Source organism: Hymenobacter sp., from assembly GCF_036388155.1.
Lineage (GTDB): Bacteria > Bacteroidota > Bacteroidia > Cytophagales > Hymenobacteraceae > Hymenobacter.
In genome coordinates, this window is the sequence record NZ_DASVSI010000006.1 from 1 (window position 1) to 24,604 (window position 24,604).

Below are 24,604 nucleotides of genomic sequence, written 5' to 3' on the forward strand. Positions count from 1 at the left end.
CCTGCACGGCGAATTTGACTTCTCCGACGACGCCCTCAAAGACTCCCTCCGCTTTGACATCGAAGCCCTCTTCGCCTTCAACTGGGAGCAGGCTCGGGCTCTGGCCGATTAACTTTTGGACCAAACTTTTAACCAAGGCCGCGCATGCCGGACCACCCCGATATGAGGGGCATTTTCCAGCTCGGATTGGCATCGGCCACCGTGATGAAGTGGCTCGCGAAGCGCGTAAAGAGCAGCGCGCCAAAGGAAATGATGATTCGGCCCACAATCAGGGCCAGCGTGATAAGCAGGCCGTAGCCAATGGCGGCTCCCAAACTAATGTCGCCGAGCTGCTGGATAATGGCGGGCAGCTGCAGGCCGATGAGCAGGAAAATGACCCCGTTGAAGACGAAGCTGAGCACCGACCACACGTTCACCCCTTCAATTCGGCTGCGGTAGGTGAGCAGCGTGTCGCGCCGGCTGGAAAGAAACAGCCCGCCGCTGACCACGGCCAGCACGCCGGAGTAATGGAAGTGCTCGGCCGCGTAGTACATGCAGTAGGGCGTGAGCAGCGTCAGCACCGTGTCAATGCTGGTCGTGGTCGGCAGCCAGCGGTGAATGGCGTAGAACACCAGCCCGACGCCCAGGCCGATGAGCGTGCCCAGCACAATGACCAGGAAAAAGCTGCCCGCCGCCTCCCCGAAGTGGAACTGCCCGGTGAGCACGGCCGCCAGGGCAAAGCGAAACACAATCAGGGAGGACGCGTCGTTGAGCAGGCTTTCCCCCTCAATGATGCTGAGCAGCGACTTGGGCACCTGCACCCGCCGCATGATGGTGGTGGCCGAAATGGCATCGGGCGGCGAGACAATGCCGCCCAGCAAAAAGCCCAGCGCCAGCGTGAAGCCCGGAATCAGGGCGTGCGATACCACTGCCACGAGGCAGGAGGTGAGAATCACTACTGGAAACGCGAAGCTGGCAATCACGCGGCGCCAGCGCCAGAACTCCTTCCACGACACCTGCCAGGCCGATTCGTAGAGCAGCGGTGGCAGAAAGACGAGGAAAACCACCTCCGGGCTAATCGTTATGCCCGCAAACCGACCCGTGAAACTTAGCACCAACCCGCCCAGCACCAGCACAATGGGGTAGGCCAGTCGCAACCGGTTGGCCAGCATCACCAGCGCCAGAATGATGAAGATGAGGTAAATGAATTCGAGGAAGAGGTTTTGCATAAGGGCCGGGCCAGGATGAATCAACCGCCGCCCACACTGGGCCGTGGGGTAGACAGGGTTCACGGCAAAATTGCCAGAATGTTGAGGCACCCCTGCCGAAGCAGGGCCCGCAACAGCCCAGTGCCGATTGCGGGCCCTGCTCGCTGGTGCGGGTGGCAGTGCCGCTCTTACCCCAGCCACCGAGGCAACTGACCCAACGCGGGAGGTTCCGGCAGGAAGCAATTGCCCAGTTGCTGCTGCTGCAGCCCCTCGTGCAGGAGCAACTGCAGGTAAGAAGCCAGCAGCTCATTCTTAAAGGCATAGCCGCTATGCTGCGCGGCCAGCATCTGCTCGAATATTCCCGCGCTGTAAGTGGCTTCTACCTCATTCAGCCGGCAGATTGGCAAGCTGCCCGGCTCAAAAAGCGGGGATTGGGGCAGACTGCCCAGCCCGCTGTTGCCTTGCACAAACTCCTTGGTAAACAGGCAGGCGTACCCCATGACGCGGGCAGAGAGCAACAGCGTCGTGTACGGGATGCGGGGATTGGCGAAGTACAGGTGCGTGCCTTTGAGCTCCAGGGTACGGCCGGCGTATTGCACCACGACGTGGCCTGTCACCAGGCTGACTTTGTAAAAGTCGAACCGATTGTAGGAGGGCACCGGGTTGCGGGAGGTGTCGAGCTCATAGGCTTTGAAGCCCCGGAGTGAACCGGCAGCACCAGCCGGAAACGGGGGAGAGACTACAGCGTAAGCCATCGGGCAAGGGTTGGGAAATCAACTAGTATTGGTGGATGTCAGGAGGAGGTAAGACCTGGCTGCTTGCCCACGTTCCGGAAGGCCCGGCCGGGCCGTTGCTGGTGCTCGCTGCAGAGCGGCGACACCGTCAAGACCTTGCGCCGTTGCGGACCACAGCAAAGTCCATCACCAGAAGTGTCAGGCAAGCGAAATCGGGCCGCCAGCAGTGGTACTTTACAAGTGCAAAGTTCGGGCAGCACGGCCCGGACAAATAATAGGAATCAAACCAATGGGTATGAGTTTCAAACAACCAGCTCTGCCAGTCTTTGCCGGTCACCCGTCCGGCGCCCACGCCATTATTCCCAAGGACGGAGCTACTTGCTCTGCGGCTCAACCACGACCCGGCTTCACTGCGCCTGGTCGTTACGGTGCTCACTTAGGTATCTGCTGCGGCTTTCCTGAACGTTTGAGCCTGCCCCTCTACCGCAGTTACGTGGCCGTTTGGTATATCAACCCTACCGCGAAGGCGTGGCTGGCAGCGTACGGTTGGCTGAGCCAATCGTGAGCCAATTCATCTGCTAAAAAATGTGGCCCTGCAGCGTTCATTCACCGATTCGCCCTTTAGTGCGAACTCGTGGTGAGTCAATCAGCTGGTACTCGCGGAGTGCCGGTCCAATAGCCTGTGCAGCCTACAAAGGCCATTGGAAGAGCTTAAAGTAAGCTTATTTCTCGCTACTAGTAAGAAGGTCCATTTGCATGGAATAAGGCGACGACTGTCACCTACAGGTTCAGAGCCTGCTGCACGATGAGCTTTGCTTCCGCTGCCTCGTTCTTGGCGTCGATTTTGGCCTGTTTGGCATCTTCTAGCGCCTGCTTGCCGGCCCGCACAAAGGCCGCGTTGCAGTAGCGCAGCTTGTCATCAATGTGCCGGTTCGAGCGGTTCTTCAGCTCCCAGGCCTTGAGTAGCTCCAGCGCCCCTTCCTGCTTGAGGATGGGGGCGTACTTGACGATGTTGGCATCGGTGACTTTCCAGTCGCGCAGCCGGGCAATGATGCTGCCGGTGGCCGCATTTTCCAGCCAGGAGGCGGGAATGTCTTTCAGCGTTGGTCCTTTTTTCAGCTCGAACCGAAACCGGATAATCTTCTTGCGGCCCCGGGTGGGCCGGCTGGTTTCGTAGATGGGGGTGAAGGTGAATTCGAAGTCGGTGCCGGCCAGCTCCTTTTCCGGCTCTTTCATGGTATTGGCAATGAGCAGCATGGTGTTGGGGTACTTCATCAGCGCCTTACCGGTCTTACCCTTCTTCACCTGCCCGCGCTTGTCGTACTCGTACCAGCAGTCCATGTACTGCCGGTACTCTTCCACCGGCACTTCCCAGTAGCCCTTGTCCTGCCAGGCGGCCAGGATTTCAAAGAACCGCATGCTGTACCAGCTTTTCAGATTCATGTAGCCGTGCAGCGGAAACTTGCTGAAGTGGGCCGCCTTTACCAGGTAGGGGGCTAGTTGCGGGTTGAGCAGGATGGTGATGATGCCGTCTTTGTAGCCCACGCGCTGCTCGCGGGTCGTGTCGAGCAGGTGCCGGAAGTACCATTCCTTCTTTTCGATGCTCTCAAACTCCCACTTCACGTCGGCCAGCTCGTAGAGCGCCCCCTTGATTTTCGAATACGCCGTTTCCGGCTCGATGTCGGTGCCTTCCAGGATAGAAGAGATGTGCAGCTGATAGAAGTCCCGCAGCTGGTAGTCGTTGTCCCGAATCTGGTCGATAACCCGCGCCATGATGCGCTTGCCGTATACCGAAATCTTCTTCTGGTGGGCAAAAGTTACGTTCCAGTGCTGCTTGACTTCCCCCCGGTATTCGGGCTCGTACTTGAGGTCAAGCTCCAGCATGGGAGCAGCCGGGACGCGGGAGATACGTTTGTCAGCCATGGAGTTGAGCAGCAGGTAGCGGTGGGAAGCATACGCAAGATATACCAAAACGGCTAAAAAGGTAAGGTGCCACTTCGCCTACCTTACCTTTTGACTTAGCCCGCCGCCAAGTAGCTACCCGTCTGATGTGCCTGACCACTGCCAGTATCACCTGTCCAAACCTTAGTTTATTCGCTCAGTGCAGCCAAACTCCACCTATCGGGCACGCATTGGCCAAGGCCGGTCACCTGTCCAAACCTTAGTTTATTCCGTTTGGCGACCAGCAGTAGCTACCCAAAGCAGGCGAGACGATGTGGATAACCCACCTGTCCAAAGCTTACTTTTTACCTGTCCAGACCTTACTTTTTGATGGCGAAAACCTGTCCAAAACTTAGCTTTTGCAGCCAGAGCACCTGTCCGAAACTTAGCTTTTACCTGTCCAGAACTTAGCTTTTGGCCGTTTACTCCTTATAGTAAACTAGTATGTTCTTTTTAACTAATCAGTAAAAAAACTACTATTTAGTCCGTCGACCAGGCGAAGGCATTTAGGACCGTCAGGATGTACTCCCCCGGTACAAGGGGGCGAAAAGAAAACAAATAACAAAGTTTAAAAAGGTAAAAAACCGGGATTGCACTTTTCTGCTTTTTTATACTATTATTACAGGGTGAGATAGTTATCTTATACTGCTTAGGTAGTAGGATAACTAGCAGCTGTTCAAAGCTTCATCAGCAGCTACAGTTTCTGGAGCGGCCACCCCGAATCAATAGCCATTGCCAAACAAACGCCCGCAATTAACGCCAAAAACTAAGCCCTAGACATCAAAACGGTTGCTGGTAGCCGAAAATCCGCCAAAAACAGGCTTTCCTACAGGAACAAGAGGGGAAAATCAAGCTACAGGCGGGGATTACCAATAAGCCGCTAAAAATAGACACTTTAATTTACCCATTATTGAAGGATTTTTCCCCATTAAAACACTTGGTATAAGTAATTAAGGTACAAGATAACAGTTAGTTAAACACAGTAACCACTATTGAGTCCATACCCGGAAATTGGCGCTTTTGTACTGCTGTTACCTAACAGATTCAGGTGCTCCGAGCGGCATCTGCCTGTGAGCGACTGCCTGCGCGGGCAAATTGGAACATCAACTGGGTTATCCAGAAGTTATAATTAGTCAATAATTGACAACTTAATTTAAATAAAATTGAAACATTAACGCCTCGATTTACGTTTAATTAGTATCCCTGACGCAGTAAAACAGCATTTGATTATGAGCGCCAAGCCCGAAGTCGTCGAAGAAGCTTACACCATCTTATCGCAACTAGGGGGCCGCCGCTTCCTGGTCATGACCGGGGCCGACAAGCTCATGGCCGCCGGCCGGACGGCCAGCAATCCCAATCCCTGGCTGCGCATGGACCTGCGCCGCAACCAAGCCCAGGTAAACCGCCTGAAAATTACCCTCATGCCGACCGACACCTACAAGGTGGAGTTCTACCACCAGAAGCTGGTCGACTGGGAGCCGGTCATCACCAACCAGCAGACCTTTGAAATGGTGTACGGGGAGGATTTACCGGCCCTCTTCACCTCGGTCACGGGCTACGATACCCACCTCTAGACCCTTCCTGATGCGTGCCAGCGAAGCCCCCACCATCGTCCACCCGGGCTGGAACCAGTACCGCAGCCGGGTTATTGCCGCCATCACCGACGTGGAAATGCTGATGCAGCAGCTGGGTAAAGGCCTGGACAGCGAGGGTCTGACCGCCGAAGTAGCGCCCCGACTCGGACTCAGCCTCGATACCCAAGCCGATTTCGACGTGCTCAACGCCCTGGTACGAGCGGTACGCCCCATCGGCCGCGAGGCCCTGCGGGCCCCCCGCGAGGACCAGGGCGGTCAGTTTTCCCTCTTGTTGCTTTAAACCATTATGCCATGACCCAGCCCCAGGATTTAGTTGTTGGCGACGCCGTGTATTATGCCCGGGAGCGGGCCGTCGGCCTGATTTACACCACCTACGAGCGGGGCCGCCACGAGCGCCCCGGCGTGCAGCTGCTGCTCAGCGACGGCCGCGACCTGAGTGGCTTCAGCGCCGAGGAGGCTGACCAGTTCCTGCAACCGCTGGGTGATACGGGCCTGCGCTACGAGTTTGTGAACGTGGGTCAGCTGGCCCGGGACTACCAGCGCGGGGTGTTCGGCCAGGCCTTTCACGATGCCGAGGTCCTGCTGCTGGCGCGGGAGCTTGCCCGCCCGGAATCTCCCCAGCAGTAGCCATTATCTCCCTTTTGTTCTTTTTGCCATGCCCGCCACCACTCCGTACCCCCTGAATAGCCCCGTTTTCGCTCTGCAGCTGGCTTATCTGGCCGTGGAGCAACAACCAGTCGACTCAATCGAAGCGCAACGCCTGGAGCAGCTGCGGCAGCTTATCGAGGCCGCGCCGGACACGGCCGACCTGCGCGGGTTTGCCGAAGCCGCCCGCCAGCTGCTGGGCCCGGGCTACCGCGTGCACTGCGGCAGCTCGCACGTCTGGATAAACCGGGACGACCAGCCCGAGCGCCTGGCCATCGTGGCCGACCGCTACACCACCGCCTACCGCGAGTGGAACAGCCCGGCACCCGCGCAAAGGCTGGAATAGCCGCTTATAAAAAGTGGTTTTTCAGTTCGGGCTTTGCCTTAACTTGCCTCTCTAACGCCTGACCATTACCCCCGGCATGTACAACTTTCCGAGCCTCACGAAAAAGGACTGGGCCACCGACTACGGCTTTCGCAAAGCCCTCGAAGCAGACCCCGGCACGATGACGTTTGGTGGGCAGGCCGTGGGGACCGGGCGCCGGGACATCGTGGAGTACTGGCAGCGGGAGAAAAGCCACTACCGGCTCTGGGAACTGCTGCTCTACATGGGCAGCCACACCGTGCCGCAGACGGTGGCCTACTTCGACCTGCCGGCCGACACGGCGGAGTTTCTGCGCTGGGTGTACAACGAGGTGTCCCACGAGCAGCGGGAGCAGGTGGCGGAAATGGTGCCGGGCTTTGCCAGCGGCTTCGACCAGATGAACTTCTTCCCCTACGCCGAGCTCTACCCCATCTGGCAGCGGGCCGACGAGCGCCAGGCCCGCGACGGCAACGTGCTGGTGTACCTCGACCGCATCACCGAGCCGGACGGGGCGGAGATTGTCCGCTACCAGGCGCCCAGCTTTTTTGAATAGCCGAACTACGGCCTTGGTTAAAAGTTTGGTCCAAATGTTACATTATGGCTTCGCAAGGACATGAATAGTATTTTTAAAACCTGATACCGAACACTTGCCGGAAACTTGGCGATTTTAGCCACTTTGCGCGGGGTGCTGCCAACGTGGTACTTTCCCGATGCAGGCCCCGCCCCGCTTTTTGGGACTGGTTCAGCGCCAAGCAGCAGTTCTTCGTAAGCTCTTCCGTGCGTCCTGCGGGTGAATGCGGGCGTAATTCGTATTGCTTGCTCCGTTATGGCTTCTACTTTCCCCATCGCCCCCAACGAGGTCCGCTTTCAATCGCTGCTGGACAACAGCCCCGAATTGATTCTCTATCAGAATGAAGAAGGAATCATCCTCGACGCCAACCCGGCCTTTCTCACCCTAGTCGGCTTGCCGAAAGACCAGGTACTGCACCGCAATTACTACGAGTTTCTGCCCCTGGACGTACGGGAGCTATTCCGAGAAAAGTTGCGGGAAGCGTTTGCGACGGGCAAACCCGTGCGCTTCGACCTCTACGCCAGCCAGGGGAACAGTGCCCCCCGGCACTGGGATGTGGTGAAGGTGCCCTTGCTCGAGCACGGCCGGGTGGTGGGCGTGCACATGCTGGCCCGCGACATCACCGAGAAGGTCAAAAGCCAGGAGGCCATGTTCACGCAGAACCGGGACTTGTAGCAGTTTACCTACATCGTGTCCCACAACCTGCGCGCCCCGCTGGCCAATGCCCTGGGGCTGGCCAACCTGCTGGGCACCGAGGAATCGGGGTCGCCGCATTTTCAGGAAACCCACGCCCACTTGCAAGCCAACTTGCAGCAGCTCGACCAGGTGCTGCGCGACATGAACACCATCCTCGCCGTGCGGGAACAGCGGGACTGGGAAGCGCCCGAGGCCGTGCCCTTGGCCGAGGTCGTGCACCAGGTCGTGGAAGGCCTGCACGAGTTACTGAGGCAAGCGGGCGGCACCATCGACGTGCAGATTCCCGACAACTTCCGCGTGCACACCAACCGCTCCTTCCTGCACAGCATCTTCTTCAACCTCTTGTCCAACGCCCTCAAGTACCGCGCCGACGGGCGACCTCTGCGGGTGCAGGTTAGCGCGACCGGGAATCCGGACGGAGCTAAGTTTATTGAGGTGGCCGACAACGGCTCGGGCTTTGACCAGGCGGGGGCCGGGGACAACGTCTTCAAGCTCTACCAACGGTTTCACCCCCGCCACGCCGGCCGGGGCGTGGGGCTATACCTGGTCAAAACCCACGTCGAAGCGCTGGGCGGGCGCATCGCGGTGCACAGCCGGGTGGATGAGGGCACCCGTTTTTCCATTTTTCTGCCCTAATTGCGTGATGCGGACCGTACTCATTGACGACGACGCCACGACGGTGTTTTTGACCACGCGGCTCTTTGAACGCGAAGGGCTAGGCGAGGAGCTGACGGCCTTCGTATCCCCGGTGGAGGCCGTGGCCTTTCTGCGGGCGCAAGCGCTGGCCGGCACCGTACCCCGCGTGATTTTGCTGGACCTCAACATGCCGGTGATGAGTGGCTGGGACGTGTTGGAAGCTCTCCAACCATTGGAGCCACACTTGACGGGCCACTGTGCCGTGTACATTCTTACTTCCTCGCTGGCCCCTGCCGACACGAATCGGGCCCGCGAGTACCCACTGGTCGCGGGGCTGCTACACAAGCCGCTGGACCAAGCGAGAATTCAAGCCATCCATGCCCAAATGTAGGGCCCTGAAAGGCATTTTACAGGTGGTAAACCATAAATTTTATCTTGTAAATTCTCGTGTGCGAATCTGCTGAGGGCCTCATGTAACATTTTTTAACCAAGGCCAACTACGGGGCGGCGGGGGCCGTAATGTTGCAAAAATTGACTAATCTTTGCTCGTGTTAGACCTCTTTGCGGCCCCGGCTATGCTCAAACCAAGTTCCTATAATACGCTGGCCGAATTGATTCACGCCCTGGGCATGCGCAGCGATACAGCCAAGCACATCGGCATCTCGCACAACACGCTCAACGTGCGCATGTCCAAGCCTGGCACTTTCACGCTGGATGAGCTGGTAAAAGTGGCCGAGCTGGCCAAGTCCGACCTGCTCACGATGACCAAGCTGGCCCAGAAGCAGATGGACAATCCCGTCGAGCCGCCCGCGCCGGCGCTGGGCCGCCCGCGCTTCAAGAAGAACCAGCCAGACGCAAGTTGATTGTGGTGAAATTAACCAGCATTTACTCGGAGTAATGCTAGGTGCTCACCAATAAGAAGAGCGTCCTCACATTGCAATAATCCTTATCGCAAACGATAGGTAACTGCTTGGTTATTTGACGAGGTGACCCGTCCGGCATGATTTCATCCGTTGAGACGAAACTATTCGCCCCTTCGTGTTTGAAAGTGATATATACAGTGGAAGCCTCAATCACCTGAGCAGACTTGTACTGGTACTTCCTTTCAATCCCTATAAGTCCCTTGAGTGCTGTTGAATAGCTGCATGCAGCATGGAAGCCAGACGATGCGGGGGAATTGGCCAGATGCGCATACAAGCCATGCTGATGTAGCATGGACGGACTGAGAGTATCTAATCTCAGGATTCGGCCACGAGCGCTACGCTCCTTTGCCAACCGATAAGTATCTGTTCCATAATCAGAACAATCAGTATCGTTTGACAAAAACAGATAGCTGACGTCAACCTCCTCAATTGACAACCCATGCTTATCATAGCCGAGTGCTGAAAGCTCTTCAAACAGTTTTTCGCGGGCCAACCTTATTTTTTCAAGTTCTGCGCTTTGCAAAAGCTCAGCCTTTTCCTCTGAGCGTCGGTGCTTCGCTTCTATCCAACTCATTTTACAGGTTTGCTTGATGCCTGATTGGCTGTAGAGTTAGAACCACTTGCTGTGTTACCACCTTCTTGGCAAGTTATGCAGGCGCCGCTAGTCAAGACTTTAGTGTTGCCGGGACAATAATAGTTTTTAGTCAGCAAACACATAGCTCAGGCACCAACTTCGCTACCATTCGTAGCCAGTTACTGCACTTCACCGCCGACTTTTTACCACTCGTCCTTTTTTCTCCCGAGGGCTAATTGGTCTTGGTAGTTTCGCTGCGTACTAGCTACCCAGCATGAAGCTTATTATTGTCGAAAGCCCCAACAAGATTAAAAAAATCAAGGGCTACGCGGGGCCAGAATACGAGGTGGCCGCCTCGGTGGGCCACATTCGGGACCTGCCCGTGGGTGGGGGCGACATTGGCATCGACCGAGAGCACGGCCACGCGCTGAAGTACGTCGTTAGCGACGACAAAAAGGCCGTGGTGGCCAACCTGCGCCGCCTGGCCAAAGCCGCCGGCCCCCAGGAGGTGTACCTGGCCACCGACCCCGACCGCGAAGGGGAGGCCATCGCGTTTCATCTCTGCGAGGTGCTGGGCCTCGACCCGCGCACGACCAAGCGCATCTCCTTTCAGGAAATCACCGAGAAGGCCATCAAGGCCGCGCTGTCCGCGCCCACCACGGTAGACCTGCACCTGGTGCACGCCCAGGAGGGCCGGCGGGCCGTGGACCGGTTGGTGGGCTTCACCATCAGTCCGGTGCTCAATCGCAAGCTGGCGGCTGGCCTCTCGGCGGGCCGGGTGCAGTCGGTGGCCGTGCGCCTGGTAGTGGAGCGGGAGCGGCAGATTCAGCAGTTCACCGACACGTTCACCGTGCCGGTGGTGGCCACCCTGCAGACCAGTCACGGCGAGCAGCTGCGCGCCCGCCGCACTAACCAACCCTTCGCAGCGCTCGACCAGGCGCAGGCCTACCTGCAGCAGGCTGGCCGCGGCACGGGCTTTGGCGTGCTGGGCGTGGAGAAGAAGCCCGTGGAGCGCCAGCCCGCGCCAGCTTTCTCCACCTCGACATTGCAGCAGGAAGGTGTGAAAAAGCTCCGGTTCACCGTGCAGAAGGTGTCGGACTTGGCCCAGAAGCTGTTTGAGGGCGGCCACATTACCTACATCCGCACCGACAGCGTGAACCTGGGCGAGGAGGCCACTCAGCAAGCCCAGGCACAGATTGTGGCGCAGTTCGGAGCCGGTCAATTCCAGGCACGCCAGACCAAAAACAAGGACGGCGCGCAGGAAGCCCACGAAGCCATCCGCCCCACCCACTGGGAGCAGACCCACGCCGGCGACACGCCCGACGAGCAGGCGCTCTACCGGCTGATATACACCCGCGCCCTAGCCTCGCAGATGCTGGCCGCCCAGTACGACCAGACCACGATAACCCTTGCGCCGGCGGCCGATGCCACTGACACTTATACCAGCTCCACCCGCCTGCTCACCCGCGCTGGCTACCTGGCCGTGTACCAGGATGCCGAGGAAGAAGGGGAGGAGTCCGATGATGAGGCGAAAACGACCCTTAAGCATCCGGTGCAGGAAGGCGAGGTGCTAACGCTGGTAAAGCTGGAGGCTTGCCAGAGCTTTGCCCGGCCCGCTAAGCGCTACAACGAGGCCACCTTGGTCGCGGACCTGGAAAAGCAGGGCATTGGCCGGCCGAGCACCTACGCGTCCATCCTGCGCACGATTTTCGCCCGTCAGTACATCAGCACGGGCAGCGTGGCGGGCAAGAAGCTCACGGCGCAAGTACTGACCTGGCAGGGCGGGCAGCTGAGCACCAGCCAGCGCAGCGAAACGCTGGGCGCAGACAAGGACAAGCTGTTGCCCACGGCCACCGGCACCCAGGTCACGGAGTTTCTGGAACGCAACTTCCCCAAGGTGATGGGGTCTCACTAGAGTAGGAACAGAAAACCCCGCTAAGGAATTTCGACCAGTTGCTCTTCCCAGCTACTGGGGTTACGCAGCGGCCGCAACTCGCCGGCGGCAATACGGTCAGGTAGGGTAAAATCGTAGCGGCCCAGCATGTTGATGTGCTCGTGCAGCAGGGGCGAGAGGCGCGACACTTCGTCCGCCGGAGGCTCCCCTTCCGTTTGTTGCCATTGTTCCAGCGCCTGTTGCAGATACCGCGTGTTCCACAGCACCAAGGCGTTGACCACGAGCCCTAAGGCACCCAGTTGGTCTTCCATTCCCTCCCGGTAGCGCTGGCGCAGTTCGCCCTTCTTGCCGTGAAATACGGCCCGGGCCACGGCGTGCCGCCCCTCGCCCCGGTTGAGTTGCACCAGGATGCGCCGCCGGTAGGCCTCGTCCTGCACGTAAGCCAACAGGTACAGGGTTTTCTCCACCCGACCTAATTCCGCTACCACCCGACCTAATTCCGCTACCGCCCGGCCTAACCCTGACAGCGCGCCGGACCGCTGAAGCGTCCGCATCACGGCCGTGGCCTTGACTTTACCCAGTTTGAGCGAGCCGGCCAGGCGCAGCATGTCGTCCCAGTGGTCGTGAATCAGGCGGCGGTTGACCACGTGGCGGCCCAATTCGTTGAGCGGGCCGTAATCGTCTTCCTTATTTAGGCGCCAGAAGCGCTGGTCCGAGAGGTCAGCTAGCCGGGGGCTGAAGCGGTAGCCCAGCAACGCAAACAGCCCAAATACCACTTCGCTAAACCCGTGGGTATCGGCCATGATTTCGCGCGGGTCCAAGTGGGTCTGCTGCTCCAGCAGGCCGGCCAGAATGAAAAGCGAATCCCGCAGGGTGCCGGGAATCACGATGCCGTGAAAGCCCGTGAACTGGTCGCTGGTAAAGTTGTAATACGTCACCCCGCGCTCGGCGCCGAAATATTTTCGATTCCAGCCGGCGTGCAGCGTGCGCACGGGCACCACGAACCGCATCCCATCGGCCGAGGCGACCTCCCCGCCGCCCCAGGCCTGCGCCAGCGGGAGGACTGCCTGCGCCTCGACGAGCCGGGCATTGGCAGCCGTGAGCGTTTCCACCCGCACGTAGTTTTGCTGCACCCACCCCAGGCGCGCCAGCGTCAGCGCCGGCACGTCGGCCCGCGCCACCGTGTTCAGGCCGATGTTACAGGCCTGGGCCAGCAGCACGGCGCAAATGCTCAGCGGCAGGTCAGCCGCGGCGGGCTGCCCATCAGAGACGTGGGTAAAGGCACTGGCGAAGCCGGTAAACGCTTCCACTTCCAGTAACAGGGCCGCTAATTCGACCTGGGGCAGTGCGCTGGCCACCTGCGCCCGCAGGTGTGCCAAGCTGGCAGGCTCGGCTTGCGCGGGTAAGGGGGTAAGCACGACCAGCGGTCCACCCTCGTGCGGCACCAGTTGCAGGGCCGTATTGTGGGCGAGATTCTCGCTTACCTCCGTGTATGCCGTCCGTAGCTGCTGCTGGAGATGAGCCAACTCCACGGCCGGGTCGAGGGAGCGGTCCAGGGCCCTCGCCACCGAATCCCGCGCCGTTTCCCAGGCCGCCCCGCGCAGCAGTTCGGCCCGTGGGTCGGCGTAGCGCTCGCTGTCCGGCACGAACACCTCCCGGCGGCGCAAGGCTTGGTGCAACCGCTCCAGCACGCACAGGGTATAGGCTTGAGCGTTGACTTCTCCTTTCGCCGGGAATACCCGTCGGGCCCAACTGGTTGGCACGACCGAGCGCGGGGCGACGCTCCACTTCGGGCGGCCCCGGCCGCTGGCCTCTTGCTGCTGCAAAAAGGACCACGCTTCCAGCAGGGGCTTCGCGGCCGGAGTACCTTCGAAGGTGACACCTGTCAGTAAAGCGGGTAGAAACCGACGAACCGTGGCGTAACTGCCGCTCAAGGCTTCTAGCAGCGGGTCATCGCCCGGACTAGCCAATTCCTGCACGGTGGCTGCTGCCTTGCGCAGGGGCTCCTCGCCAATGGCGTCGAGTACCTGCTGCCGTAGGGCCGCGTCCGGCGCGGCATCGTCGAGCAGCAATTGCACTGCTCGTTGCAATACCAACGCCGCCTGGTCCAGGTCCTTGAGGGAGCGGAGGCGTTCGCGCCGGCGCTTCGTTTCTCCGCGCAGGGCCAGGGAGGTCAACAAGTTGTCGAACAGGTCCAGCAGGTCATCCGTGGCCGTGCGCTCCAGTGCTTGCACGAAGACCAACAGCGTTGCCAGGCGGCGCTCTTCGCTCATCCGGACCAGGGTCTGCGCCCACGCCAGTTGGGCATGGCGGGCCAGGCGCGCCAGCCGGGCTTCCGGCAAGTCGGCTACCGGTACAGCACTGACCCCGAGCGCGCGAATCTGGTCCACGCGGTGCAACGCGGCCACCAGGGCGGGCGCAGAAACGCGGGTGGGCGGGGTACGCAACAGCTCTAGCTTGGTAAGTCGCTCCCCGGCCGGCACGGTCAGGAGCGCTTCCAGCACCGTTCGCTGGGACTCCGTGAGGCGCGCGTGCAGCTGGCGGTAGAGGTGACGGCCCGTGCGTTCGCGCACCCGGGCAATCAGACGGGCCAGCACGGTCACGCCGGGTAAGACGACCCGCTGGGCAATCAGGTGCGCCGTGGCCAAGTCCACCAACACGCTGGGCCGCACCGTGCTGGTCAAGACCTGCGCGTACAACCAGCGGGTGAGCCGGAAGGACTGCCGGACGTCGTAGGGCTGGTAGCCCAGGTGCGCCAAAATGCGGGGCTGGTGCTCGTGCCAGGTGTTCGGACGCTTGCGATAGCCGGCCAGTTCGGCGGGGTCTACGCCCAACTGGGTGGCCAGGATATCCACCACGACGGCCGGTACCTGGGTAGGCTCCGGCAGAAACGTGCCCAGAAACCGTAGCGTACCCAATTGGACGGCGCAGCCCAGCTTATTGGCCGCCCGGCGGCGCTGGGCCAGAAACTGTCCATCGGCCGGGCTGAGGTAGAAATAGCGGGTAAGCTGCTCCGCGTTTGGGTCCGCTTGGTAGCGTCCGTAGCGGGCCGCTTGCTCGTCGCTGAGAATTTCTACGGGCATCCAAATTAGTCTTTAGGCCGCTACTGGTTCTGGCACTGCCGGCTGCTCGCGGGGCAGCAGGCGGTACACGGTACTCTTGCGAAAGAGTTGGCCCCGCCGGGTGCGGTAGCCGTGGGTGTTCAACTCGTCGGCGATGGCGGCCAGCGTCAGCCCGTCGCGGCGCAGCAGCACCGCCAGCCGCCGGGCTTGCTTGTTGGCGACGTGCTCCTGGGCGTTGCGCTGCACGGCCGCCCGGCCCAGCGCACGCGAGTCGCTGGTAAAGTTCTGCGGGTTGCCCAGCTCAAAGCCCCGGGCCTTCTTGGCTGCCAACCCGCGTTTCGTGCTATCGGAAATATCCTTGGCCGCCTTCTGCGCCACGGCCGCCAGGATGTTAATGGTGAACTCATCGGCGTGGGGGATGTCGCACGCCTTGAAGCGCACCTTTTCCTCCATCAGCTTTGATGTGAAGTACACGCTACGGGCCAAGCGCGACATCTCCGCCACCAGCAGCGTGGCCCCGGCGGTGCGCGTTTCCACGATGGCCTTGGCCATCTCGGGCCGGTTATTCTTGCGCCCGCTTTCCACCTCGATGTATTCGGACAGAATGCGGTCACCGGGTTGTAGAAAGCGGTGGGCAATCAGGCGCTGGCCTTCCAGCCCCAGCCCGCTCAGGCCCTGGCGCTGGGTGCTCGCTCGCAGGTAAAGAACGTACTCCATCACGCGTAACTTAGACAGCTGGTTCCAGCCAGGATAATTGGAGCTTCCACCGCGCAACCAATTGCTGGCCGGCGGTTACGGCTTCCGCTTCCGTGTCCAGGTGGCTGTCCACCAGCGCGATGTTGGGCGCTAGTTCAATGCCCCGACCGGCCAAGGCGACGTACCAATAGGGCGCCACGTAGAGCGTATGGAACGGGCCGGCAATCTGAAATCGAAGCATTTCCCGCCGCACGGCCTCGTGCGCCTCTTTCGTCGGGCCGATGGCTTGGGTCTTGGCGAGATTCAGTTCTTCCATGCGCTGCCAAAAAGCGCGCTGCTCCGCCGTGAGCACCGGGCGCGGCAATTCGTGCCCCCGGTGGTAGGCCAGGGCGTTGGTGCGGTAGTACGTATAGTAGAACGCGCGGCCCTGCTCCGTAATGGTGTAGTGTTTCGCCGGCAACGACTCGTCAAGGGGTGTGCCGGCGACCAGGCCCCGTTCGCGCAACTGTTCCAAGTCAGTAAGCGGAATGCGGTCATAGCTGAGGGCCTGCTCATCGTCGGCGGGCAGGCCCTCGTAATCCAGCTCGTAGAGTCGAACCAGGGCTAACCACTGCTGGGCGGTCAATAAGCCTTCGGGTTGCGCAAGCTTGACCTTCCGCGGCACCACCGGGCGCACTTCGCCGGTGAGTTGGCGCACCAACTTGCGCCCCTCCCGGGTCAGCAGAATATGCGGCAGCGAATACCCCTCCGAACCTTTCGTGATGGTCCGCTCCTCTACCTCAACCAAGCCCCGTTCGGCCAACGCTTTCCACGTGCTGCCGGTGCCCGGGTCGACCAGCCGCTGCTGGCTGGCGTCTTGCTGTGCTTCAATCAACTGGCGCAGCTTAGTCGGGGGCTTCTCCAAAAAGTGTTGCCACCGCCCGTAGGGCATCGCCCGCCACTCGGCGGCCGGCGTGCTGACGCCGCGGAGGTAGTCCTTCCGATGGGCTGCCTCCAATTGCTGGTCGAGCTGGTAAGCGGCCAGCAGGTAGTGGCGCTGCCGGTCGTTGAGCACCGGCGGGGGAGCAAGGGTCTTTTTGGCAGCCATCAGGGCCTAAAAGTACCAGGTTTCATGCTAAAGACGAACGTCCTTAACTTGAAACTTTTGCCGAAAAACGTTATTCGGCCACCCGAAGCCGGTCGTCGACCATTGCTTTTTCTCCCGTTAGGTACGCTACTACTTCGGGGGTGGCGACTGCGCCAACTCCTGCTGATAAGCCCAGTCCTCGGGCGAGAGGATGGCTTGCAAGAAGGCATCGTGGCCCAGGTCGCGGCGCTCGAGCGCATGGCGCCGCAGGGGTAGGCTGTTCTTGCTGGCCGCGAAGCCATCGCGTTCCATGGCTAGCCGCATCTTCTCGGGCAAGCCTTCGAGCCAATGGTGAAAGTCGTCTTCCGTCACCGCGCCCTCAGCCTGCTGTTGATAGCGGTAGCTGGCGTTGCCGAGCCGAAACAGCCGGGCGTGGTAGGCGCGCTGCGCTTCCGGCAGCGCCGCCAGAAATTCTAACTGCGACTGGTGGTACTTATCTAGGGGATGTCGGGGGCGGAGGAGCTCTTCCATGGGGAAGTCAGTAAATCACTTAAGCTATTCGCCCCTGCCGAGCGTGGGCACTCAACACCTCGGGGGCATCGTACAGGAGGCCGCCGGCCTCTTCGACTTCTTCCATGTCTACTTGGGGACTATCGCTGCACAGTACTTGCCAGACCTGGGCAAAGGCCACGCGTACGGTTGACCACGCGCGCCGGTCGTACGGGTCGAACCGCACGGAGCACGTGAAACCCTCCTCTTCAATAACTAAGTCTTGAATAGTATGGGTCTGTAGATGGAGCATACCCAGTAGCACGGGGCCGTCCGGGCTCTCGAAAGAGGTGGTATTCACCAGGTAGTGATTGTTGGGGTCTGCCAGGCCCGCCTCCACCGCCGTCAGCACGGCCACCAGCGGGTGTTCTCCGGAGGGGGGAGCCGCCGCATAGGCCTGGTTGATATCGGCCGGGGTGGGGTAGCGCTGATAGACCTGCGCGTTATAATAAATAATGGTGTCGGGGCCGTAGCGAATCTCGTCCGCCGTTTGCTCGGCAGACGTGAGTTGTTTGCGGCAGAGCTGATACAGCTGGTCGAAGGGAACGGTGGCCCGGAAGCGGTCGGCCCACGGGCCCGGGTAATGCCGTTCGCCCCGTTCGGGGTAGCGCACCAATTCCGTGTCGAAGGCCACGAAATCTAGTCCCACCTCCACGTTGTCTACCTCGCCCTGCCGCAGGGCAAACACGGCGGGGAAGTGCCGGTAGCGCGGATGATTCGTGCGGTCATAGTAGTGGCCCCCTAGCAGATAGGTAATGGCGGGGTCGGCCAAGTCCGCGACGAGTTGCTGTAGCAGGGCTGGTAATTGAGCCGGGTCGGTGGCGTGAGTGGTCTGGTCGGCGATGGGGTCCATAACGGGGAGGCTAGCATTGGCAAGATAAGGCACTTGCTTTCCCCAACTACCTATCAGCACCCAGAACCTGTTGCCTAACCCAACTGGCTAGTAAGGAGTACTGACCGAAATTCCTTAGCGGGGTTTTCTGTTCCTACTCTAGTGAGACCCCGTGATGGACTACAAGTTCACCGCTGGCTGCGAGGCCGTGTTCGACAAGATTGCCCGGGGCCAGCAGACCTACCAGCAGTTCGTGCCGATGTTCGACCAGAACCTGCTAGGCTGGGTGGCCGCTGCCGACCAGCTTACTCCGGACCGGGCCGAGCTGCAAAAGCGCCTCCTGGGCCACTTTGAGGGCGCAGAATTGCTGTTGGGAACCGGCAAAAACGGCCCCTACATTCTACATGCCGAGAAATACTATAACATTCCTGAGGGCATCAGCCCCGCGCAGCTGAGCGAAGCGCAGGCCCAGGACCTCATTACCCAGCGACGGGCGTCGGCCCCCCGCGAGGTGAGCCAGCACGAGGGCAAGCCGGTGGTCGTGGGTCAGGGACCGAAAGGCGTGTACCTGAAGTGGCGCGAGCAGTATTTCAACGTGCCGGCCGGCATATCAGCCGCGGCCGTTACCCCGGCGCTGGCCGTCAACTACCTCATCAAAGCCCAGGCAGAGGCTGCCAAAAACGTGCTGGCTACCGTGGGGAAGTACACCATCGGCCGCAACGAATGGGGCCTTTATGTCTCCGATGGAGAGGTAAAAGCTAAGTTTAAGCCCGACTGTACAGAGGAGCAAGCCCGGGCTACCACGGCGGAGCAGGCCGCCGAAATGATTAAAAGCTACAAAGCATGGAAGAAGAAAAACGCGGGCCGGAAGTAGCGCCCCTAAGCTTTCCCGACCTGAGCCTGGCCTTGCCCTATCAGGATGCACTGCTCTACGCCCAGAACCGGTTGAAGATGATTGCGCGGGGTGGACTGCTGCCTTTTTGTGAAGCCCACAAGTTTCCCTACACCACCATCATCAACCTCAAAAACGGTAACCTGAAGAAAGAGGAACCCCGCTTGCTGCACCGGCTACTGCGCAGCCTTGATGTGCAGAACGAATTGCTGCAATTTCCGCCGGATAGCCCGAGCCAGCGTTTTTTGCTGCCCGATGGCGAGGCACTGGCTACCTTCCAATTGCAGATGGCGTACTTCAAAGCAACTAACTAGTTCACGGATAAAGCAGCAGCGAATTCTCGGGGCATACGGTCATAAACCAGCAAGGTGGGTTGAGCATGAGGCATTAAGTCGAGTCCACACGCAATGGCAACCGCAGTTGGAGCAGCGAGAAACAGATGGACTTGGTTTGTCGATTTATGCTTGATTTCCAGGTGAGCCATAAGCCGACGGTAGGCTTGGCGAAATTGGTCGAGCGATTCTACTGTCAAAACGGTATCAGCGTGCGGGTCAACGTCAGTCGGCTTAAGTAAAAAGATGTTATACGTGTCATCTATAGCAGCTGGCAGCTCCCATCGATGAATGCACCCGGTGACATTCACAATCAATGCTACTCGCTCTACCTGCGGGGAGGATTGAATAAGCTCCCATTCGAAATGCTGCACCGGCCCCTCTCGTAACCAATGCCAATGCTTGGCATCGACTCGTCGACGCTGGAACAGGGTAGCACCAACTTTATTGCCCAGCTGGAAGCCTAAGTACACCAGTGCTGGAATACGAGCAAACCCAAACACGGATAGGTGAGCTATTTCACTACGCTCAATACCTTGCCGAATGAGCTGTATCTCTCGGTCAATTAAGAGTTTAACGGTCTGGTAATAGGCTGGATTTTCTTCGGGTTCACCTAACGCGGTGATGTCAATTTCCACTCCTTGCCGGTGGTAGTCGAGCGCAAAATTGGCGAATCGAGCCGGATGGTGGTGCAAAGTGGCGCTATTGCACTCAGGGCGCGTAACCTGCACTATGTTACCCCGAATCCGACCTACCAGTCGCACGATGCAAGTATGGTGGTTCTGGGGAATCCCAGTGACGTGCTTGATGTGCGCTTCCCGCTCCTGCTTTAATTCGCGCAGTAGCTCTACCGTGAAGTCACCATTCTCAATCGCCTTGTCGATAGTCTGGTGGTCCCGGGCACAAAGCAACATGAGGTTCTCGACCTCATCCCGCAATTCTTTGGCCAATGGAAAGTCACCCCGTGGGGAGGTAACAGCGAGGCTCTGCCCAACTATGTGCGCCATTTCGCCCCGATTGAACTCATAATAGCCCAATTCGTCGCTCTCCAGCAGGTAATCCTGGCAGAGTTGACAACGACCACCAGCCCGCACGTAAAGAAGTTGTTTTACTCTTGGGCTGAGTGCTTTGCGCTGCGCTTCCTTGGAAGTGCCCGCCTGCTTTTTGGAAGTACTGGCCTTCATCGGAGACTTCGTAGAAAAGGTGCACTGTAAGTAGAAATAGTGCGAGGGGTGGGATGGTCGGTGCCGCCACCTTGCCACTCCCCAGTAGCGAGCCAGTCTTCAAAATAATAGAGCCACAACTCTGCCCAAGGTAGAATGCTGTGGGAAAGGCGCATTTGCCCCGTCCATTCATGAAATTTTGGCGTGAACAGGCACAACTCCCCTTTCTTTTGAGAATACATATGGGGGATTTCTCGCCCGCCTGCCAACTCATCCAAAGATGGCGACAAGACCTGTGTAATTGGCAGATGCTGTGGTGATTGATAGGAAACCCGCGCCAAGTAGGTCCGACTGAACACGGATGGCATGAGGGGGCCAGTCCACGTCAGGCCAAGTTGAGTCAGGCGCGTTTCACCCTCCGGCCAATTGGCGCGGAGGGTGGCCAGCTGATGCGGCAAGGAGAGAGACTTCGTACGTAAAAGCCCCATCACTTACTTGCCGAAAAAGTTGTTTCGGAGCACCGGCAAAGCTGCCGCTGCCGCGATACTTGGGCGAGCCGCCGGGGGAATGTGTAGTGTTTGTTGCTCCCGGGCCTGGTTGATGCGCTGGGTCTGGATGCCAAATACCCGGTCCGTTTCCACGCTGCCCAGCGAGTTGCGCAGAGATTTTTGAATCTCATCGCGGCCCCGTAGCATCTCCAGGTTGCGCAGGTCGTGTTTCGCCGCCTGGTGCCATGCCGTAAACGCTTCGTAGTATTTGGGGTCAATCCATTTGTCGGCGAAGTTTTCACCGTCCGTCGTCGGGTTCAGCACCGTGTAAATGCGCTTGTTTGCCCAATCCTGCTCGATGCCGATAAAGCGCGGCATCAGGTCGATAACGGCATTCATCACATCGAACTCCGAATCGTATTCTCCCAGACTGACCGCTAGCTGATAGGCATGGGCCGCCAGGGTAGTGATGATGATAGAGATAGGAGCATAATCTGCGTGCAAGGGGTATTGCTCGCGGTAGGTGTCGCGGTGCCGCTTCATAAACTGCACGGCCCGGCGGAGAATGCCTCGCGGCATTTGCTGCTCGGGAAGCTTTTCTGTAGTCCCCAATGCCACGTGCCGGCCTTCCACAGCCTTCTCCAGCATTTTGAGGCGCGGCTTCAGGGCTGCAATGGGCGTAAACCATTCCACGTAGCCCTTCGGATGCGATGCCTTCCAGATGACCAGCTTGCGGTCCGGGACGTAAAGGCCGCCCCGGTAGCAATACGGATTGCGCACGGCGGGCGTGATATCCAAGTGGAATTTATCAGCATAGCGAATCCGCACGCACCGGTTCTTTAGCTCAACCATGGAGCTATATACACCGTGGTTGGCTAGGCGCTTGTGCAAGTAATCGTAGACTTGCCGCTGCGTGTGCTGCAAGTGATGCGCTTTCCGAAGGAAACAGATGAAGTCCAAATCGTACTCGTCGCCGTGCAGGGGCCGCACCGTAGTACCCAGCGCAAAAGACCCTTGCGCAAAAACGTGGGGGTCGTATTGGCTCAGCGTGGGGCAGCCATGCAGCACGTCGCTGACGGCGAGATACTTTTCTTCCGCCTCTTTATAGCGACCAGGAGGGATTTCCATATCCTGACCGATGCGGTCAAGCAAGGTAAACAGCTCTTGCTTGCGCGCAAACTGTTGTGCTGGCGTATCCGCCGGCGTGACATAGTTTAAGTATGACATACAGAGGTGTGGTTAGGACATGATAAGCCTGGGGACGGGCCAGCGACGAGTGCGCGGGCTCATGCCAGGTGAATACCAAAAAGGGGCTGCTCAACTAAAAACTATCTAGTTGAACAGCCCCTTTCGCATTACCCTTTGCTGGATTCAGGGTCGTTCCCGTAACTGTTGCGGGCACGGATTTGTCCATTGGTGCCGTGGATGAGCATTTCGCTGCCACGGCCAATGGCCATTTGCCGGGCCACCGCAATGGCTTCCGATTGAGTAGGAACAATGGTGGCGGCACGGGCCGCGCCAGCAGTCTTGACGGCCCAGCCAGTAGAGCGGGGCACGACGTGCAGATTCTTCGCCATGATTAGTGGGGCTTAGAATGATTGCTCACGGAGATGATTCAGTGGTGAGCAGTGCACTGGGTCAAGCACAAGGGCATACGCATCCTGGGTAGTGAATTTCCACTACCTTTGCACCCTCGTAAATTTCACGGTAGGATTGCGCGGCCGGGGGACTACTCCCGGCATCAGTAAGTGAGGCGCCAACCAATTATTACTGCAACTCTACCATGCCGGCTGTCACTGACCTGTGGCAGCCGGTTTGCGTTTTTAAGAAGTTCGTAGTCGGGTGGTTAGGGTTTAAGGGTGGTACGGATGGGTAATTAGCCTGCTGGTCTGGTCACTAGCGGTGAGAAATAAACATTCCCCCGGAGCCTAGGCCCAGTGTCAGCATTAGCTGGCTAAAGTCCCCATCATTCAAGTGGAGCATATCTCTGACCTGGGTGGCCGTCATGGCCACTTCTTCCAGATGGTATTGCATCATCATGCCGAGCAACTGTGGCTTCTCCACAAACCCATGCTTCGCCAAATCAACAGGCTCTTTTTTGCGGTAGGGAGACAGCCCAATCAGAATGCTTTTATAGCGTTCCTCACTGAGTAGCCCAAGGTGACGCGCCCGTTGCACCAAAGCCGCCATAGAACACCCCCAGCGGGCTTTCAACGCCATCAAGCCTTCGATGCGGAGGTTGATTAGTTGGTCGTGAATTTCATGGCCAGGCATTAGAAATTCGGCGGCGAAACGGTGGGCTTCCTTCTCCCGTTCCGCATCGGGCAGGCAATCAGAATGCATGACCAAATGCCCGAGCTCGTGAGCGATGTTGAAGCGTAAACGGTCAAGGTCTACCTCCCGGTTGACATAGATGACGGGCATCCCGGAGGTAGTGTGGAAGCTGTAGCCATCCACATTCTCATTGAACAGCCACGTTTTGGCCACCACGATTTTGTGGTTTTCCAGCAAGGTCGTCAAGTTGCGAATCGGGCCGTTTGGCACCCGCCATTTGGCCCGTAGCTGTCGGGCTAAGTCTTCGGGAGAAGCCTCCGATATGTCCTCTAAAAAGTCAGGGCTGGCAATTCCATCCTCTATTTCTATGGCATCCTGCAACTTATTTACCCAGCCTCCTAGCAGGCGGAAGTGGGATTCAAGCTGTGTGCGTGATACAGCTTTGAGAGCTGCTTTTTTGCGATAGTGTCCCTGCACGGGGGGCAAGTACACATCGATTTCTTGTTGGTAGAAAAAGCTTATCGGATAGTCCAGCGCCGTTGAAAGCAGTGAAATATCGTCCTCGTTGGGCTCGCGCAAATTGTGCTCCCATTGCGAAACTGCGGCTTGCGTCCGATTGAGTAGAGTCGCTAGTTCTTTCTGGGTGATTCCGCGTGATGACCGGGCTAATTCCAGCATTTGGTAATTGAACCGAGTCTCCATAATTGTTTATCCTTTCGCTTGTTGTGTCTGGGTGGGTTTGCGTTTTTGCGGGGTGGCCGGGGCCGCTTTGTCCTTCTTTTTGAAGCGGATGGTCAAGCCTGGAACGACCTCTTCGATAACCTCAGCTTTGGGGGAAATCGATAAGCCGGACTGCTGGGCCGAAATCTGGTTGAGAATATCAAAATCCTCAACGAGTTTGCCGCGCACAAAGAATAAGGCATGAAAACCAACCAACTGCGAATTCATCCGGTCAGAAAAATGCTGAAGGATTACGCTGGGTAACTCTTCCAAATCGCCGTACAACTCTCCTTGTACGATGGCCTTCTGGCGTTTCGAAGTAGCCTTGAAAGATGCGCTGGCGCTGCCTTTGTAAAAATGGAATTGGCAGATGCCCTTCTTAATGAGCGTGAAGGTCATCCGGCTTTTCTTCACTTCCCACGAGTCCTCACCCGCGAATACTTCTTCGAGCTTGCCCCAGATGCGCGGAAATAGGCACGAAGAGTATATTGCACGAAAATGAGGAATGAACGGGTCGACGCCTTCGATATCCATGGTCATTTGCATGGCATCCCCCACCGCCTTAATGATAACCTGTAACTCAGTCGCAGGAATTTGACTTCTGAAGTCGGTGAGGTTAATGGGCGGTCGAAGGGTCTTGTTCATAAGGTTAGTTTTTCATGACACTCAAAAGTATCACGAAAAATATAACAGGCAAAATAACATTGCTATTGCTGTGAGCAACTACCTGACTGGCAGCGGAATATTTTTTACGGGTTGGGAACTTTTGA

At 58.6% G+C, this 24,604-nt stretch carries 26 protein-coding genes; 12 read left to right on the forward strand and 14 right to left on the reverse strand.

The genetic code is table 11. The annotated features are described in order from the left end of the window. Positions 1 to 128 precede the first annotated feature (128 nt). The 3 genes from VF629_RS00800 to VF629_RS00810 all read right to left on the reverse strand — a co-directional run bounded on the left by VF629_RS00800 (position 129) and on the right by VF629_RS00810 (position 3,844). Entirely contained in the window at positions 129 to 1,208 is a 1,080-nt protein-coding gene (locus VF629_RS00800) for a cation:proton antiporter (protein WP_331056536.1), read from the reverse strand. Positions 1,209 to 1,375: 167 nt separating this feature from the next. Next, a complete protein-coding gene (locus tag VF629_RS00805; protein WP_331056537.1) occupies positions 1,376 to 1,942 on the reverse strand; it encodes a hypothetical protein in 567 nt (188 codons plus the stop codon). Between the two features lie 759 nt (positions 1,943 to 2,701). Continuing rightward, positions 2,702 to 3,844, reverse strand: coding sequence for a replication initiation protein (locus VF629_RS00810; RefSeq protein ID WP_331056538.1), 1,143 nt, complete (start codon positions 3,842 to 3,844; stop codon positions 2,702 to 2,704). 1,247 nt (positions 3,845 to 5,091) lie between these two features. Here VF629_RS00810 and VF629_RS00815 point away from each other — a divergent pair. From VF629_RS00815 to VF629_RS00855, 9 genes are all read left to right on the forward strand, one after another. After that, on the forward strand, positions 5,092 to 5,436 hold the full coding sequence (locus VF629_RS00815; RefSeq protein ID WP_196294820.1) for a hypothetical protein: 345 nt from the start codon (positions 5,092 to 5,094) through the stop codon (positions 5,434 to 5,436). Between the two features lie 10 nt (positions 5,437 to 5,446). Next, positions 5,447 to 5,737, forward strand: coding sequence for a hypothetical protein (locus VF629_RS00820; RefSeq protein ID WP_331056539.1), 291 nt, complete (start codon positions 5,447 to 5,449; stop codon positions 5,735 to 5,737). 11 nt (positions 5,738 to 5,748) lie between these two features. Further along, positions 5,749 to 6,084, forward strand: a complete 336-nt coding sequence (locus VF629_RS00825; protein WP_331056540.1) for a hypothetical protein — start codon at positions 5,749 to 5,751, stop codon at positions 6,082 to 6,084. A 28-nt stretch (positions 6,085 to 6,112) separates the two neighbouring features. Further along, positions 6,113 to 6,448: a hypothetical protein gene (locus VF629_RS00830; RefSeq protein WP_331056541.1), complete on the forward strand. Its 336-nt coding sequence runs from the start codon at positions 6,113 to 6,115 to the stop codon at positions 6,446 to 6,448. 76 nt (positions 6,449 to 6,524) lie between these two features. Continuing rightward, positions 6,525 to 7,019: a hypothetical protein gene (locus VF629_RS00835; protein WP_331056542.1), complete on the forward strand. Its 495-nt coding sequence runs from the start codon at positions 6,525 to 6,527 to the stop codon at positions 7,017 to 7,019. 273 nt (positions 7,020 to 7,292) lie between these two features. Further along, positions 7,293 to 7,712, forward strand: coding sequence for a PAS domain-containing protein (locus VF629_RS00840; protein WP_331056543.1), 420 nt, complete (start codon positions 7,293 to 7,295; stop codon positions 7,710 to 7,712). A 12-nt stretch (positions 7,713 to 7,724) separates the two neighbouring features. Then, positions 7,725 to 8,369: a HAMP domain-containing sensor histidine kinase gene (locus VF629_RS00845; RefSeq protein ID WP_331056609.1), complete on the forward strand. Its 645-nt coding sequence runs from the start codon at positions 7,725 to 7,727 to the stop codon at positions 8,367 to 8,369. A gap of 7 nt (positions 8,370 to 8,376) precedes the next feature. Further along, on the forward strand, positions 8,377 to 8,760 hold the full coding sequence (locus VF629_RS00850; protein ID WP_331056544.1) for a response regulator: 384 nt from the start codon (positions 8,377 to 8,379) through the stop codon (positions 8,758 to 8,760). Positions 8,761 to 8,917: 157 nt separating this feature from the next. Beyond that, complete coding sequence (locus tag VF629_RS00855; protein WP_331056545.1) at positions 8,918 to 9,232, forward strand: hypothetical protein; 315 nt, start codon at positions 8,918 to 8,920, stop codon at positions 9,230 to 9,232. A 37-nt stretch (positions 9,233 to 9,269) separates the two neighbouring features. On the opposite strand, the gene VF629_RS00860 is transcribed toward VF629_RS00855, so the two are convergent. Then, positions 9,270 to 9,866, reverse strand: coding sequence for a hypothetical protein (locus VF629_RS00860; protein WP_331056546.1), 597 nt, complete (start codon positions 9,864 to 9,866; stop codon positions 9,270 to 9,272). 274 nt (positions 9,867 to 10,140) lie between these two features. Here VF629_RS00860 and topA point away from each other — a divergent pair, with 274 nt between their 5' ends. After that, the gene (gene topA, locus VF629_RS00865; RefSeq protein ID WP_331056547.1) at positions 10,141 to 11,781 is read left to right on the forward strand and encodes a type I DNA topoisomerase; all 1,641 of its coding nucleotides are present in this window, start codon (positions 10,141 to 10,143) and stop codon (positions 11,779 to 11,781) included. Positions 11,782 to 11,801: 20 nt separating this feature from the next. Here topA and VF629_RS00870 read toward each other — a convergent pair whose 3' ends face one another. The 5 genes from VF629_RS00870 to VF629_RS00890 all read right to left on the reverse strand — a co-directional run bounded on the left by VF629_RS00870 (position 11,802) and on the right by VF629_RS00890 (position 17,986). After that, positions 11,802 to 14,843 (reverse strand): Tn3 family transposase, encoded by a 3,042-nt coding sequence (locus VF629_RS00870; protein WP_331056548.1) that lies wholly within the window; start codon positions 14,841 to 14,843, stop codon positions 11,802 to 11,804. 12 nt (positions 14,844 to 14,855) lie between these two features. Next, positions 14,856 to 15,539 (reverse strand): recombinase family protein, encoded by a 684-nt coding sequence (locus VF629_RS00875; RefSeq protein WP_331056549.1) that lies wholly within the window; start codon positions 15,537 to 15,539, stop codon positions 14,856 to 14,858. Positions 15,540 to 15,549: 10 nt separating this feature from the next. Next, a complete protein-coding gene (locus VF629_RS00880) occupies positions 15,550 to 16,605 on the reverse strand; it encodes a hypothetical protein (RefSeq protein ID WP_331056550.1) in 1,056 nt (351 codons plus the stop codon). 129 nt (positions 16,606 to 16,734) lie between these two features. Next, complete coding sequence (locus VF629_RS00885) at positions 16,735 to 17,115, reverse strand: hypothetical protein (protein WP_331056551.1); 381 nt, start codon at positions 17,113 to 17,115, stop codon at positions 16,735 to 16,737. 19 nt (positions 17,116 to 17,134) lie between these two features. Continuing rightward, positions 17,135 to 17,986 (reverse strand): hypothetical protein, encoded by an 852-nt coding sequence (locus VF629_RS00890; protein ID WP_331056552.1) that lies wholly within the window; start codon positions 17,984 to 17,986, stop codon positions 17,135 to 17,137. 154 nt (positions 17,987 to 18,140) lie between these two features. On the opposite strand from VF629_RS00890, the gene VF629_RS00895 reads away from it, so the two are divergent. After that, positions 18,141 to 18,839 (forward strand): topoisomerase C-terminal repeat-containing protein, encoded by a 699-nt coding sequence (locus VF629_RS00895; RefSeq protein WP_331056610.1) that lies wholly within the window; start codon positions 18,141 to 18,143, stop codon positions 18,837 to 18,839. Beyond that, positions 18,809 to 19,171, forward strand: coding sequence for a hypothetical protein (locus VF629_RS00900; RefSeq protein ID WP_331056553.1), 363 nt, complete (start codon positions 18,809 to 18,811; stop codon positions 19,169 to 19,171). Before VF629_RS00895 ends, VF629_RS00900 begins: the two co-directional genes overlap by 31 nt. On the opposite strand, the gene VF629_RS00905 is transcribed toward VF629_RS00900, so the two are convergent. From VF629_RS00905 to VF629_RS00925, 5 genes are all read right to left on the reverse strand, one after another. Beyond that, positions 19,168 to 20,373, reverse strand: a complete 1,206-nt coding sequence (locus VF629_RS00905) for an SAVED domain-containing protein (protein ID WP_331056554.1) — start codon at positions 20,371 to 20,373, stop codon at positions 19,168 to 19,170. The two genes, VF629_RS00900 and VF629_RS00905, sit on opposite strands and share 4 nt — an antisense overlap. A gap of 470 nt (positions 20,374 to 20,843) precedes the next feature. Continuing rightward, positions 20,844 to 22,067 (reverse strand): nucleotidyltransferase, encoded by a 1,224-nt coding sequence (locus VF629_RS00910; RefSeq protein WP_331056555.1) that lies wholly within the window; start codon positions 22,065 to 22,067, stop codon positions 20,844 to 20,846. Positions 22,068 to 22,195: 128 nt separating this feature from the next. After that, complete coding sequence (locus VF629_RS00915) at positions 22,196 to 22,417, reverse strand: DUF2188 domain-containing protein (RefSeq protein ID WP_331056556.1); 222 nt, start codon at positions 22,415 to 22,417, stop codon at positions 22,196 to 22,198. Between the two features lie 319 nt (positions 22,418 to 22,736). Further along, positions 22,737 to 23,792 (reverse strand): XRE family transcriptional regulator, encoded by a 1,056-nt coding sequence (locus VF629_RS00920; RefSeq protein WP_331056557.1) that lies wholly within the window; start codon positions 23,790 to 23,792, stop codon positions 22,737 to 22,739. Between the two features lie 30 nt (positions 23,793 to 23,822). Next, on the reverse strand, positions 23,823 to 24,479 hold the full coding sequence (locus tag VF629_RS00925; RefSeq protein WP_331056558.1) for a hypothetical protein: 657 nt from the start codon (positions 24,477 to 24,479) through the stop codon (positions 23,823 to 23,825). Positions 24,480 to 24,604: the final 125 nt, after the last annotated feature.